The sequence below is a fragment of the Acrocarpospora pleiomorpha genome (assembly GCF_009687885.1).
Lineage (GTDB): Bacteria > Actinomycetota > Actinomycetes > Streptosporangiales > Streptosporangiaceae > Acrocarpospora > Acrocarpospora pleiomorpha.
Genome location: NZ_BLAF01000073.1, coordinates 41,602 through 55,494, shown reverse-complemented (window position 1 = coordinate 55,494; position 13,893 = coordinate 41,602). Strand labels below are relative to the sequence as shown.

The following is a 13,893-nucleotide window of genomic DNA, read 5'->3' as shown; positions in this document are numbered from 1 at the left end:
GTACTACATTCGTAGATCGCAAGGCAGCGGGTCTCCTCGCCTTCGGTAATGGCTGATCAGCGCTCGTGTCTGGTGCCGCCTACGGAAGTTGGACCAGGTCAGGACGTGCTCGACCAGAGATGTCGCGGGGAGGAACAGCCGGGCCAGGACCCGGCGGATCTCGGCCAGAGACGGGCGGATAAGAGGGGGAGGGTTTACCCCGAAGGCACCTGGGGCACCAGCGCTTTTCCCTGCTCGTCCTCACGAACGGTGGGGGCATCCATGCCGGTCAGACGGGCGCGGGTGACAGTGAGGAAGGCCAGTGCGAGCATCACGGTGGTGACGTGGCGATGCCACGGCGTCCACTTGCGGACCTGGTACTGGGTCAGGCCGAGCAGGTCTTTGCCCTGCTCGTTGTTCTCCTCGATCTTCCAGCGCATCCCGGCGATGCGGATCAGTTCAGTGATCGCGGTGCCCACCCGGGCGTGGGCCAGGAAGAACTCGATCTCGGCGGGGTCGGCGACGCTGCGCCGCAGCAGCAGCATGTGTCCATGCCCAGGGGCGGGCTGCTGGTCTTTGACATGCACCGCGACGGCGGCCCAGTCGAACAGCCGCACGCCTTTGGCGCCCTGTCCGCACGAGCGGCGTTCCCACAACCCGGCATCGCCCAGCGCGAGCAGCCGATCCAGCACGTGCCCGGCCGGCTCGCTCTGCCCGTGCACGGTGACCAGGGGCAGGTCGACCGGGACAGCCATCACATAGGCGATCGGACGCTCGGTGCGGTGGCAGAACGCCCGCAGTTCGGGGTCACGCCCGTAGCCGGCATCGCCGGCCAGGTACGCGAACGGGGTCCCCGCCGACAGTTCGACCGCGAGCATCTCGATCACCAAGCCGGGCTTGGTGGCGAAGACGACGTCCTCGGGCACCCCGGCCATCGCCCGCCGCCGCGGATCATGCGCCCAGGACTCCGGCAGGTACAAGCGGCGGTTGATGAACGCGTGCCCCGCCGCCGAGGCGTAGGTGAGCATTGGCATGACCTGACAGTTCTCCACCTGCCCGGTAGAGCCGCAGTACTGAGGGGCGACTCCGACCGACCGATCACCTTTCTTGATCGCCTGGGTGTCATCCGCGATGATCACCGCATCCGGGCTGGCCAGATGCTCCACCACGTAGTCACGGACCTGCTCACGCAGCGCCTCGGCATCCCACTTCGCGCGGTCCAGCAAGTGCTCGAACCGGTTGGCGGTACCGTGCCCGACATGGTCGGACAACTGCCACGAATTCTTGCGTGGCACGTCGGCCAGCAGGCCGCGGACCAGATCGGCGAAGTTCGCCCGCGGCTCGGGCCGGACGAACAGCGAGCGTCCGATTCGTTCGGTCAGGGCCGTCAGCTCGGCGTCCCAGGACATGACCAGATCGTAGAAGAGGGGTAACGACACCCGCAGACCATGCCGGATCCGGCATGTTGGCGCCCCTCAAACACTGAAACGATCTACGAATGTAGTACCTGTGGGGCTCAATGATAGGATTCAATTTCTGACCTGCCGGTTCTTGGCGGTGTCAGCTGGCGATCTGGTACTCGCTGACAAGGCCGCCGTGGATCGCTCTGCGATGGACTCGATGTGTGGCCAGGTCGATTGGGGTTGGCGGTCCGCTTTCGGCTTGCGATGGGGACAACTGCCCGATGCCGCGGTGAGGCCGGGCCGTGTTGTAGTGCTGCAGGTAGCGGGTGAGCGCTCGGCGTAGATGTTGCTCGTTGAGGATGAGCATGCGGTCGAGCAACTCGCGGCGAAGGTGCCGATGATCCTTTCGCAGTGTGCGTTCGCTTTCGAGTGTGGGATGCTCCTATGTTCGTCAAGCGGCCTTAGCAAGATCTTTTGTCAGGGTTGTGTAGGTTTTGGGTGGTGTGGTGTGCCAATACTCGTGCACGGTGGTTGACCTGCGGGGTTATTGTCGCTGCTCGTGTGCTTCCGTTTGCTGTATCTGATCTTCATCCGAGTCGTGGGCTGGCTGATCCTGGTGGTCCGCAGCGACGCCTCCAAGGAACTGGAGATCCTCGTGTTGCGGCATGAGGTGGCGGTGCTGCGCCGCCAGGTCGCTCATCCGCGGCCGGACTGGGCCGACCGGGCGATCCTGGCCGCGCTCATCCGACATCTTCCGCGCTGGCTCCGGACGCATCGGATCGTGACGCCGGGCACCCTGCTGGCTTGGCATCGCAGACTGGTCAAGCGGCACTGGGCCTACCCGAGCGGCACCGGCCGCCCGCCGATCCCAGAGCAAGTGCGCGACCTGGTCATACGCCTGGCTACCGAGAATCCTCGGTGGGGATACAGGAGGATTGGGGGCGAGTTGATCGGCCTGGGGCATCGGGTGGGGGAGGGCACGATCCGCCGGATCCTGGCCGCGGCCGGGCTCGGCCCGGCTCCACGTCAGGCCTCACCGAACTGGCGACAGTTCCTGGCCTCCCAGGCCGCTGGTCTGCTGGCCTGCGACTTCGTCCACGTCGAGACGGTGTTCCTCAAGCGGCTGTACATCTTCTTCGTGATGGAGATCGAAACCCGGCGCGTTCACATCCTCGGCGTGACCGCCAAGCCGACCGGGGTGTGGACCGCTCAGCAGGCCCGGAATCTGCTGATGGAGGTGGGGGAGTGTGCTGGCCGGTTTAAGTTCCTTATCAGGGACCGCGATGGCAAGTTCGCCCGGGCCTTCGACCAGGTGTTCACCGAATCGGGCATCCGGATTGTTAAGATCCCGCCGCGGGCGCCGCGGGCGAATTGCTATGCGGAGCGGTTTGCCGGGACCCTGCGACGGGAGTGCCTGGATCATCTGCTGATCTATGGTGAGCGGCATCTGCGCCGGGTGCTCGCCGATTTCGAGCGGCACTATAACGATCATCGTCCGCATCAGTCCCGCGATCAGAAGCCGCCACTGCACGACTCCGGCCGGGTGATCGATATGAGGGCGCCGGGTATCCATTCACGCCTGTGATGATCAGGCGTTTTGTGGTGGCATCCAGGGGTTTCCGGCCAGGGCGTCGCGGAGGGCATCGAGCGGGTGGATGCCGTGGTTGCGGGCGGTGCCGAGGTAGGAGCGGATGAGGCAGTAGCGGGCGGCGGTGCGCACGCTGCGCCAGCAGCCGCCGATCTTCATCTGTAGTTTGACCATGCGCTGGGGCTGCTCGGCGGGGTTGTTGGTGAAGGGCACGGCGAAGTCGGCGGTGAAGCGCCAGACCTGCGCGGCCCGGGTCTGCAGTCGTCGTGCCAGGGTGTAGCCGGGATGTCGGCCGTTGGGCCAGTCGCGGTGGGCGTTGGTGGCGATGCCCCAGGCCACCGCCTGGTCGTAGCGGGTGCGAAGCCCGTCCAGAACCTCCGCATCCACGGCGATGGCGCCGTCGGCGCGGGCCTTGGCGACCGCGGCCTTGGCGTCGGTCAGCGTGCTCATGACCGGCTCGGTCCAGCAGCGCTGCACCCGGCTGCCGTCGGGGTCCAGTTCGCCGATGCCGCGCAATGATCTGAGCAGATGCGCGCAGCACAGCTGAACTGCGGCCAGGTCCTTGTCGTAGCCCGTGTAGTCGTCGCGGACCAGGGTGCCCCGATAGCCGGGCAGGATCTCGAACCCGTCCAGGGCGTCATGGCCGCGGTTGTCGGCGGCGCCGAACCAGACCAGCCGACCGGCGCGGGCGGTGTAGACATACAGCAGCCGATCGTCATCGTCGGCGGCGACCCTCGCCGGGGTCTCGTCGTGGTTCAGCACCGGCGCAGCCCGCAACGCGTTCTTGAGCGCGGTCTCGAAGCCGGCCAGCCGTGAGGCGACGCGCTTGACCAGGCCGCCGGTAAATCCGGTGGAGACCGGCGCGTCCAGCAGCACGCCCATCAGGTCGGCGGCCCGGCTGATGCTCATATGCCCGGCGCAAGCCAGCAGCGCGGTCGCGGCGCGGACGTTCGGGCCGTAACAGCAGGGCCCGGCCAGCCCCGCCGGGGTGGCCGCCCGGGTCGTCCGGCAGCAGGCCGGGCAGGTCACCTTGACCATCCGATATTCGGTGACCTGGAGTTTCACCGGCGGGGTGTCGAACACCTGCACCCGCGCGACGACCTTTCCCCGCAGATCGGCCAGCCTGTGGCCGCACCCGGCGCATGCTTGGGGAGCGATGATGGTGATCTGGTCCGGATCGTTCCGCCAGGCCAGTGCATGTCCCTCGTGCCCGGCCTGCCCACCGCGCGGCCGGGGCGAGCGCTTCTTCGGTTTCTTGGCGCGTCTGGCCCGCGCCGCCGGACCGTCCAAACCCGGCGGCATCGAGGAATTGGAGGAGTCCATCCCTGCACGCCGCTTCAGCTGCTCGACCTCAGCCAGCAACGTCCTGATCACGGTATCCCGCTCCGCGATCGCGGCCCGCAGCTCATCCAGAGCGGTCAACAGCTCCGCACGGCTGAGCTCCTGGGGGTCGGACACGAGCTCAAACTACGGCGACCCATCCCAAGATCCCCGCATTCAGCAGAAACCGGCGCGTCTACCCCAAACCAACCCACAGCTCAGCGGCAGGCCTGAATGGATACGGCGCCGGTCCGACGGACCAAGGCTGTTTCGGGATTGATCAATCAGTACCGGCGAGCGGCTTAGTGATCGCTTGCATCCCAGGTGAGAGCCAGTACACGAGTATTGGCACGGCACAGGGTCGGCCTGTGGGCGATCTCGTTCTTCCGCGCGCTGCCCCCGAATGCGCGGCCAGGTCGATGCGGCGGCCGGAGAACCTACTGCTCGCCAGCCTGTCCAGCGAAGCCGGACACTGACCTCACAAACCTGTCTTTCACCAGGCGGACCGATCCAGGTGCTGCGGCCGACCGAACTCGTCGGGGGCTCGTCGAACGATGCGAGACGGGCTGCTCGGATCGATCCGGTCCTCCTCAGCCTTGAGCACCCGATTCTCCTGCCTTCCACTTGTCGTGCTCGGCTCGAGCCGCGCGCTGTTCGTCGCGAACCGGTCGGAAGAGCTCGTATCCCGCGTTGAGGAGTGCATCGAGATCTGCCTCGACCGAATGTCGGACGAGGTCTCGACTGGCCCGCACGTTCGCCGGTCGGAACCTCGCGATCGCGCGAGCGAGTTCAAGAGCCTCGTCGTCAACCCGGTCGGGAGGAACCAGCCGGTTGATCATGCCGAGCTCGTAGGCGCGCTGCGCTGTGAGCGGCTCACCAGTGAGCAGCAACTCCATGGCCACCCGGGGCGGCAGCCAACGGGGCAGCGCGGAGGCCCACGCGCCGCTGAGACCGCAGCGGACCTCGGGGACCGCGAACCTCGCCCGCGGAGACGCGACCACGAGGTCACAGTTCTGGACAAGCATGAACCCGGCGCCGTACGCGGGACCGTTCACGGCGCCGATGAGCGGCTTCGACAGCGTGAACGTCCAGCCCAGGTAGGGAACGAGTCCGCGGCGACGCTTGTCCGAAGTCGCCGATCGAGCGGCGGGCTTCCTGACTTCTCGGAGGTCGGCCCCGGCGCAGAAGCTGTCGTCGACGCCCCGGATCACCACCGCCTTGACCCGGTCGTCGCCTTCCGCTGACTCGAACGCATCCCAGATGCCGGCCGAGACGACCGAGCTGATCGCGTTGCGATACCGCGGGTTCGCGATCGTGATGCGGCCGACGTCGTCGATCGCCTCGAACGTGACCAGCCTCGCTCCCTGCGAGGCCTCGTCGTTCTCCGGGGACGTCATCGTGCTCCATCCGTGTGGGTTGATCGGTCGGGCGCTGTGTCCGACGGCGCCAGAGACGGTCTATCTCGGTGGATGTGAGCCAGTACGCATCGTTCCCGGTCATCGGGATTGTGCTGACGGTGCGCATCGCTCGGCGATGGAATCGGGAACCGCTGACGAACAGTGACATGCGACCCGAGAGTTCAGGAGACCGAACGCCGATGAGTGGTGTGGAGCCGGTGATGTTGGCAGAGGCATTCGCGTGGCGTGCGGCTTCTGACCGTGAGGCGGACTTCATCGCTGACGCCGGAGCCGGCTTCGCGACCTATGGCCAGGTCGACGATCGAGCCGAGCAGGCCGCGCGTCAGCTGGCCTCCGTCGGGGTTGGGCCGGGGTCGATCGTCGCGCTGCACCTGGTTAACGACAGCCGCTGGCCCGCCGTGCTGCTGGGGGTGTGGCGACGGGGTGCGTCGGCGGTGATCCTGAGCGGTCTGTTGCGTCCCACGGAGGTCGGCGCCCTCACCCGAGCGGCTGAAGCCGAGCTCGTCGTGACCATTCGCGGCTACGGCGATCTGAGCGAACTCGAGGGCGGCCCGCCGATCCTCGAGGTGGACGACGACGGCCGGCTCCGCTCGCCGGACGGCGAGATCGTTCCCGTCGCGAACGACGAGATGCCAACCGTGTCGGCGGAGACAGTCGCCTGCATCTTCGCCACCTCTGGCACCACCGGGACTCCGAAGCTGGTCCGGCACACCCACCGCGACCTCGCCGACTCCGCCCGGCAGATGGTGGCGGTGTACTCCAGGAAGCGAGGCTTCCGGGAGACCGTCGCGCCCGATGCCGTGCCGCCAGGTGTCATCCTCTACCCGTTCGGTCACATCGCGGGCTTGCACGCGTTCGTGCTGCGCCTGTGGGTGGGCCGCCGGATCGTGCTCTTGCGGAAGTTCGACGTCGTCAGGCTGGCAGCGCTCGTCTCCGAGCACCGAGTGGACGTGCTGCAGCTGGTCCCGGCGATGTTGCACGCCCTGGCCACGACCTCCGAGCAGGTCGACCTGTCCTCGGTCAAGTACATCACCGCGGGCACCGCGCCTTTGCCGCTGACCACCCGGCGCACATTCGAGGAGCGGTACGGCGTGCCGATCCTGGCGACCTATGGCTCGACCGAGGTCGGACCAGTGGCACATGTGCGCTACACCGATGTCGTCTTAGGCCGTCAGCCGGCCAACTCGGTCGGGCGGCTGGGCGTCGGCGTCGAGGTACGGATCGACACGTCGAAGGCACCCGACACGACAGATGAGGCTGCGGACCAAGAGAGCGGCGCCACTGGTGGCGACTCACCGGAAACCGGAGAGATCGTGGTTCGCAAGGGAGGCGCCGAGCAGCCGTGGATCGGAACCGGCGATATCGGCTACCTCGAGGACGGCTTTCTGTTCGTCACCGGCCGCCTCAGCGACATGTTGATCGTCGGCGGCTTCAACGTCTTCCCGGCGGATGTCGAGCGCGCGATCGAGCGGACCGGCCTGGTTGAGGCGGTAGTCGTGGTCCCCGTCCCCGACGATCGACTCGGCCAGATCCCGGTGGCCGGCGTCGTGAACCTCGCCCGGGAAGACCGCGAGCGCCTGCCCGACCTGCTGCGAGCCGAGATCGCGCCGTACAAGATCCCCCGTCACTTCGTCGACCTGCCTCGGATCCCGCTGACCGCCCGCGAGAAGGTCGATCGCGCCGCCGCGACCGCGGAGATCCTCGAGCGGCTCGACCGATTGGTTCCCACACGATGACCTCCCACGTGACCGAACGCGACCCGGGCCCGATCGACGGGCTCTCACTCGAGGAGCTCCGAACGTGGCTGACCGAGTGGCTGCGTGAGCGACTGCCGCAAGGCTGGGAGGAGGCGATCGCGAGCAGCGACAGCGGTGAGCTCAAGGTGCTGCGCGAGCAGCTCGACGAGCCCGCCTGGTGGACGGCGATGGCGGAGGCGGGACTGGTGGCCCCGTCGTGGCCTCGAGAGTACGGAGGGCTGGGACTCGGGCCCGAGCACGTCGGTGTCATCGCGAACACGCTGCGCCGGTTCAAGACCCCGCGTGCGCGCAACCCGATCGGTCTCAACATGGTTGCCCCCGCTCTGCTGCGCTGGGGGTCGGAGCAGCAGCGCCGAGAGCTGCTGCCCCGGATCGCGGACCAGACCCAGATCTGGTGCCAGCTCTTCTCCGAACCCGGCGCCGGGTCCGACCTCGCGTCCCTCTCGACCAGGGCGGTGCGCGACGGCGACTCGTGGGTGGTCCACGGCCAGAAGGTGTGGACGAGCCTCGGCCACGTCGCAACCCGCGGGATCCTGCTGGCCCGCACCGATCCCGACGTTCCCAAGCACGACGGGATCTCCGTCTTTCTCGTCGACATGACCGCACCGGGGGTCGAGATCCGGCCGCTGCGTCAGATCACTGGTGATGCCGAGTTCAACGAGGTGTTCCTCGATGGCGTCGTGGTCTCCGACTTCGACCGGCTGGGGGCGCTCGGTGAGGGCTGGGGCATCACTCGGACGATCCTCACCCACGAGCGCAGCTCCGACTCGGGCGCGGGCGTGCAACCGGGCGTCATCGCCGGCCGCTCTGTCGAGGAGGTGCTGCGTCGGGCGGCGCGCGCGACCGACCGCGACCTGCGCGCGCGAGCGGTCCAGGCATGGATCGCCGGTGAGTCGCTACGCCTGACGATCGAGCGCTCGCGTGAGGCGCGTCGGGCCGGTCGAGGTGGCGGCGTCACCGGCGCCGTCGACGGGACGGTGACCAAGCTGATGAGCACGGCCCACAGCCAGGCTCTCCAGGCCCTCGCCGTCGACCTGGAGGATCTCGCGGGCATCGCCTGGGAGCCCGATGATGACTGGCACGCGAAGACGGCATGGTCCTACCTTCGGGTCCAGGCGAAGACGATCGCCGGCGGCACCCTCGACATCACGAAGTCCTTGTGCGGTGAGCGGGTCCTCGGACTTCCTCGTGAACCCAGCGCGGAGAGCTGTCGCCCGTGGCGCGATGTCCGACGATCCCGCCAGCCCGCCGCCGACGACCCCAGCGACCGCAGCCGGTGACCTCCCCCGTGACCGAGCATGGTGACAGCCCTGAGATGACGAGTGCGATGAGCCTTCAGCAGCGAAAGCGCGTCGCCGCAGCCGCTCTGCGGTTACGGCAGGCGATGAACTCGGCGGTCCCCTGCGAGCCGGTGCGCGACCTGATCGGCACCGAAGACCTCGCGGTCGCGTACGCCGTCCAGCAGATACTCGTTCAGCATGCGGTCGACGACGGCGCCCGCGTCGTTGGCCGCAAGATCGGGGCGACGTCGGCAGCAGTGCAGGAGCAGCTCGGCGTGGATCAGCCCGACTTCGGCGTGCTGCTCGACGACATGGACGTCACCGCCCACGAGCTCGTCCCGATCCAACGACTCATCCAACCGAAGGTCGAGGCTGAGGTCGCCTTCATGCTGGGCGCCGACCTCGCCGAAGGTCCGTTGGACGCGGCGCAGTGCCGATCGGCGGTCGAGTACGCCGTCGCGGCAATCGAGATCGTCGACTCCCGGATCGCCGGATGGGACATCCAGTTCTCGGACACCGTGGCCGACAACGCCTCGAGCGGCCTGTACGTGCTCGGCACGACCAAGCTGACCCTGGCGGAGTTCGAGCCCGTGGCCGTCGTGATGGAGATGACCGTCGACGGGACGACCGTCTCCACCGGCTCTGGCGACGCCTGCCTGGGCGACCCCCTGAACGCGCTCCGGTGGCTCGCCAGGCGGGCGCGGGAGTACGGGCAACCATTGCGCGCCGGGCAGGTCGTCCTCTCCGGCGCCCTCGGGCCGATGGCCCCGGCACGCGCCGGCAGCTGCGTCTCGGCCGAGCTCTCGAGCCTCGGACGGGTCGCCATCGAGTTCAGTTCGCCGCCGTCCGGCGGCCCGCCTCACGACCCCGCTTCACGACGAGGAGCAGACCTGTGAATGACGCCGACGGCACCGCTGTCGCGATCATCGGATCGGGCAACATCGGCACCGACCTCATGATCAAGGTGCTGCGACACTCCAAGCACCTGCGCATGGGCGCCATGGCCGGCATCGACCCGTCCTCAGACGGGCTCCGACGGGCCGCGCGGATGGGTGTCCCCACGACCCACGAGGGCGTCCGTGGGCTGACGGAGATGCCAGGCTTCGACGAGATCGGGATCGTCTTCGACGCGACCTCGGCCAAGGCCCACCTGGCGAACCAGCGGATCCTCGAGCCCTTCGGCAAGCGACTGATCGACCTCACCCCCGCTGCGATCGGCCCCTTCGTCGTCCCAGCGGTCAACCTGGACGACCACCTCGCGGCGCCGAACGTGAACATGGTGACGTGCGGGGGCCAGGCGACGATCCCGATCGTCGCGGCCGTCTCCCAGGTCGTCCCGGTCGCGTACGCCGAGATCGTCGCCTCGATCTCCTCCCGGTCGGCCGGACCCGGCACGCGCGCGAACATCGACGAGTTCACCGAGACCACCTCGCACGCGATCGAGCAGGTGGGTGGAGCCGCACGCGGCAAGGCAGTGATCATCCTCAACCCGGCTGAGCCGCCCCTCATCATGCGGGACACGGTGTTCTGCCTGGCTGATCTCGGAGGCGACGACCGGGCCGCGGAGATCGAGGAGTCGGTCGTCAAGATGGTCGCCGACGTGGCCGCATACGTCCCGGGCTACCGGCTCAAGCAGCAAGTCCTGGTCAGCCCGATCCCCGATGACATGCCAGTGGAGACCTTGCTCATCCCGGGCGCGAGCCGCCCGACCCACCAGGTCTCGGTCTTCCTCGAAGTGGAAGGCGCGGCCCACTACCTCCCGGCATATGCCGGGAACCTGGACATCATGACCGCAGCGGCGCTGCGGGTCGCCGAGCGCATCGCGGCCCACGGAGGGGAACGACTGTGACCAAGACGTTGTACGTGCAGGACGTCACACTTCGTGATGGGATGCACGCGATCCGCCACCGAATCGGCCCCGCCCAGGTGGGGCAGATCGTGGCCGCCCTCGACGCCGCCGGGGTCGACGCCATCGAGGTCGCCCACGGCGACGGCCTGGCCGGGGGGTCGGTGAACTATGGACCTGGCTCCCACACCGACTGGGAGTGGCTCGAGGCGGCGGCGTCGAACATCTCGCGTGCCGTGCTCACCACCCTGCTACTCCCCGGGGTCGGGACCGTCGAGAGCCTCCGGCGGGCGCACGAGCTCGGGGTGCGCTCCGTCCGGGTCGCCACCCACTGCACCGAGGCTGACGTCGCCGCGCAGCACATCGAAACCGCTCGCTCTCTGGGCATGGACGTCGCCGGGTTCTTGATGATGAGCCACATGGCGCCGCCGGAGGAGCTGGCCGCCCAGGCCGCGCTGATGGAGTCATACGGGGCACACTGCGTCTACGTCACCGACTCCGGCGGCCGGCTGACCATGCAAGACGTGCGCGCCCGGGTCCGGGCCTACCGGGACGTGCTCGATGCGACCACGCAGATCGGCATCCACGCCCACGAGAACCTCTCGCTATCGGTCGCCAACTCCGTGACCGCGGTCGAGGCGGGCGCCGTGCGTGTGGACGCGTCCCTGGCAGGCCAGGGCGCCGGAGCGGGCAACTGCCCGATCGAGGCGTTCATCGCGGTTGCCGACCTGTACGAGTGGACGCACTCGTGCGACGTCTTCGCACTTCAGGATGCCGCCGATGATCTCGTGCGCCCGCTCCAGGACCGGCCCGTGCGGGTCGACCGGGAGACGCTCACGTTGGGCTACGCGGGCGTCTACTCCAGCTTCCTCCGCCACGCGGAGGCCGCATCCGGCCGATTCGGCGTGGACGTGCGCACCCTCCTCCTCGAGGCCGGACGACGGCGCCTCGTGGGCGGTCAGGAGGACATGATCGTTGACATCGCGCTCGACCTCGCGCGCGAGACCGCCGAAGCGTAGGCGGCCCTCCCGCGGCCGCGGCCCAGCGGATCCCGATGATCGGGAGTCCTGTGGATGACGTGCCGCACAGCCAGTCAAATCGACCACATCGCCCGCGCAGGCGACGTCGCTGACCAGCGACGACCACGATGAAGGAGCGTGACCAAGGTGTGGAGCCCACCCGCGCCCGAGGACGTCGACTTCCGGGCTGAGATCCGGGCGTGGCTGCGCGAGAACATCCCGCAGAAGCCAGCCCCGGCGTTCTACACGCCTGACCGGCGGGCGTACGACGCCGCCTGGCAGCGGTCCCTGCTCGAGGGCGGCTTCGGGGCACTGGGCTGGCCGACCGAGCTGGGCGGCCGAGAGGTCACGGTGTCGCAGCAGATGATCTTCCACGAGGAGCTGGCGAACGCGGGCGCACCCGACGTGGGCTGCCTCTTCATCGCGCTCAACCACGCCGGCCCGACGGTTGCCACCCGAGGCACACAGGCGCAGCGAGAACGACACATCCCGCGGATCCTGCGCGGGGAGGAACTGTGGTGCCAGGGGTTCAGTGAGCCCGAGGCCGGCTCGGACCTCGCCTCCATCCGCACCCGCGGTGACGTGCACGGCGACGTCGTCGTCGTCAACGGCAGCAAGATCTGGACCAGCTACGCCCACCTCGCCGACTTCTGCGAGCTGCTGATCAACACCGACCGGTCCGCCGGCCGCCACAAAGGGCTGACCTGGATGATCCTCGACATGCGGACGCCAGGCGTCACCGTCCGGCCCATCAAGACCCTCACGGGCAACCCCAGGTTCTCCGAAGTCACGTTCGACGACGTCGAGGTGCCACTCGACAACGTCGTCGGCGGACTCAACAACGGGTGGAGCGTGGCGATGTCGACCCTCGGCTTCGAACGCGGCTCAGCCATGATGGGCCGACAGGTCCGGACGCTGCGCCGGATCGAGGAGCTGCGCGACTACGCGGAGAAGAACGGCGCGCTGGCCGACCCACTCGTCCGCGCCGAGCTGGACGCTCTGCGCCGCGACGCGTTCGCGGTGCGGGCACTGGTCCACCGCAGCCTGAAGCCGCACACCCACGCCCAGGGGGCCAGTTCGGTCCTACGGGTCTTCCACTCCGAGCTTGTGGGGCGCCTCACCCGGCTCGCGATGCGGATCCAGGGCGAAGAGGTCGTGACGCTGGGGTCGTGGAACCTCGAGTACCTGAACGAACTGAGGAGCAAGGTGACGGCCGGAACCCTGGACATCCATCGCGACATCATCGGCAATCGACTTCTGGGACTTCCCCGATGAGCACGATCGCACCGGACCCGGCCGACCTCCTCGCGCTCGCCTCAGCCGTCGACGGGGTGCTCGCCGAGAAGGCCGACGGTCCGATCGCCTTCGAGAGCCCCGCCGAGGCCACGCGCCTCGCTGTGTGGGAGACGGCCATCGAGCTCGCCTGGCCGCTGATCGGGCTGCCAGAGGAGCTCGGTGGTGCGGACGGCGGTGTCGACGAACTCGTCGTCGTGATCGAGCAGGTCGGCCGATGGCTGGCTCCCGGTCCCTTCCTCGGCACCGCCCTGTATGCCGCAGTGCTGGCCGCCCAGCCCGACGTCGCGATCCCGACGATCGACGAGGCGGTCGCGGCGGGGGTCGGTTTCGGTCTCCTCGGCTGGGGCGATGGCTGGCCGCGCCCGGCACACGACGGCGGCCAGTCGCTGTTCTTCGCCCCCGAGGGCGTGCGGCTCGGCCTCCTCCTCGCGCGCGACCGGGTCGAGCTGGTGACGCTCGAGGGCGGCGACCGGGCCGGCAGTGCGCTGCTGGATCCGGCCGCCGACATGGTCATCGTCGACGCCTCATCACCCCGGCAGACGGTCCTCGAGGGTGCGGCCGCGGAGCAGCTGTGGCTGACCAGCAGGCTCCTTCTCGCGGCCTATGCGGTCGGGATCGCCGACCGGACCCTGCGCACCACCGTCGACTACGCCAAGACCCGCCACCAGTTCGGCCAGCCGATCGGCAGCTTCCAGGCCGTCAAACACCGGTGCGCCGACATGGCGATCCGCGAGCTCGTCGCACGTGCGGCCCTCGAGTTCGCCCTGGATCAGGTCGGCGCGGAAGCCGCGGTCGTGGCGTCCTCAATCGACGACGCCTTGGCGATCGCGCTCGACGCCGCCCTCGGCAACGCCGAAGCCTGCCTGGAGACCCACGGCGCCATGGGGTTCACCTGGGAGTTCGCCGGCCACCGCTTCCTCAAGCGTGCCCACCTCCTGCGCGCACTCGCCTCCTCCGGCCACGAGAGCGCGAAGCGATGAGGCGCTC

12 protein-coding genes are annotated in these 13,893 nt (G+C 68.5%); 8 read left to right on the top strand and 4 right to left on the bottom strand.

Features of this window, described 5'->3' with window-relative positions; all coding sequences use genetic code 11:
• Positions 1 to 194: 194 nt before the first annotated feature.
• Both Aple_RS42970 and Aple_RS56525 read right to left on the bottom strand, forming a co-directional pair.
• Positions 195 to 1,418, bottom strand: a complete 1,224-nt coding sequence (locus Aple_RS42970; protein WP_246265209.1) for an IS701 family transposase — start codon at positions 1,416 to 1,418, stop codon at positions 195 to 197.
• A gap of 121 nt (positions 1,419 to 1,539) precedes the next feature.
• On the bottom strand, positions 1,540 to 1,794 hold the full coding sequence (locus tag Aple_RS56525; protein ID WP_373869703.1) for an integrase core domain-containing protein: 255 nt from the start codon (positions 1,792 to 1,794) through the stop codon (positions 1,540 to 1,542).
• Positions 1,795 to 1,980: 186 nt separating this feature from the next.
• Here Aple_RS56525 and Aple_RS42960 point away from each other — a divergent pair, with 186 nt between their 5' ends.
• Positions 1,981 to 2,967, top strand: coding sequence for an integrase core domain-containing protein (locus Aple_RS42960; RefSeq protein WP_170321952.1), 987 nt, complete (start codon positions 1,981 to 1,983; stop codon positions 2,965 to 2,967).
• A gap of 3 nt (positions 2,968 to 2,970) precedes the next feature.
• On the opposite strand, the gene tnpC is transcribed toward Aple_RS42960, so the two are convergent.
• Together tnpC and Aple_RS42950 are read right to left on the bottom strand one after the other, a co-directional pair.
• Positions 2,971 to 4,428 carry an IS66 family transposase gene (gene tnpC, locus Aple_RS42955; protein ID WP_155350532.1) on the bottom strand — a complete coding sequence of 486 codons (1,458 nt, stop codon included), beginning with the start codon at positions 4,426 to 4,428 and terminating at the stop codon, positions 2,971 to 2,973.
• Between the two features lie 452 nt (positions 4,429 to 4,880).
• A complete protein-coding gene (locus tag Aple_RS42950; protein WP_155350531.1) occupies positions 4,881 to 5,687 on the bottom strand; it encodes an enoyl-CoA hydratase/isomerase family protein in 807 nt (268 codons plus the stop codon).
• A gap of 221 nt (positions 5,688 to 5,908) precedes the next feature.
• On the opposite strand from Aple_RS42950, the gene Aple_RS42945 reads away from it, so the two are divergent.
• The 7 genes from Aple_RS42945 to Aple_RS42915 all read left to right on the top strand — a co-directional run bounded on the left by Aple_RS42945 (position 5,909) and on the right by Aple_RS42915 (position 13,886).
• Complete coding sequence (locus Aple_RS42945; protein ID WP_170321951.1) at positions 5,909 to 7,444, top strand: class I adenylate-forming enzyme family protein; 1,536 nt, start codon at positions 5,909 to 5,911, stop codon at positions 7,442 to 7,444.
• Positions 7,441 to 8,745, top strand: coding sequence for an acyl-CoA dehydrogenase family protein (locus Aple_RS42940; RefSeq protein ID WP_155350529.1), 1,305 nt, complete (start codon positions 7,441 to 7,443; stop codon positions 8,743 to 8,745). The genes Aple_RS42945 and Aple_RS42940 overlap by 4 nt, the downstream gene beginning before the upstream one ends.
• A gap of 47 nt (positions 8,746 to 8,792) precedes the next feature.
• A complete protein-coding gene (locus Aple_RS42935) occupies positions 8,793 to 9,641 on the top strand; it encodes a 2-keto-4-pentenoate hydratase (RefSeq protein ID WP_246265207.1) in 849 nt (282 codons plus the stop codon).
• The gene (locus Aple_RS42930) at positions 9,638 to 10,594 is read left to right on the top strand and encodes an acetaldehyde dehydrogenase (acetylating) (RefSeq protein ID WP_281361697.1); all 957 of its coding nucleotides are present in this window, start codon (positions 9,638 to 9,640) and stop codon (positions 10,592 to 10,594) included. The genes Aple_RS42935 and Aple_RS42930 overlap by 4 nt, the downstream gene beginning before the upstream one ends.
• Complete coding sequence (dmpG, locus tag Aple_RS42925) at positions 10,591 to 11,610, top strand: 4-hydroxy-2-oxovalerate aldolase (protein WP_155350527.1); 1,020 nt, start codon at positions 10,591 to 10,593, stop codon at positions 11,608 to 11,610. Before Aple_RS42930 ends, dmpG begins: the two co-directional genes overlap by 4 nt.
• 138 nt (positions 11,611 to 11,748) lie before the next feature.
• A complete protein-coding gene (locus Aple_RS42920) occupies positions 11,749 to 12,885 on the top strand; it encodes an acyl-CoA dehydrogenase family protein (RefSeq protein ID WP_155350526.1) in 1,137 nt (378 codons plus the stop codon).
• Positions 12,882 to 13,886: an acyl-CoA dehydrogenase family protein gene (locus Aple_RS42915; RefSeq protein WP_155350525.1), complete on the top strand. Its 1,005-nt coding sequence runs from the start codon at positions 12,882 to 12,884 to the stop codon at positions 13,884 to 13,886. Before Aple_RS42920 ends, Aple_RS42915 begins: the two co-directional genes overlap by 4 nt.
• Positions 13,887 to 13,893: the final 7 nt, after the last annotated feature.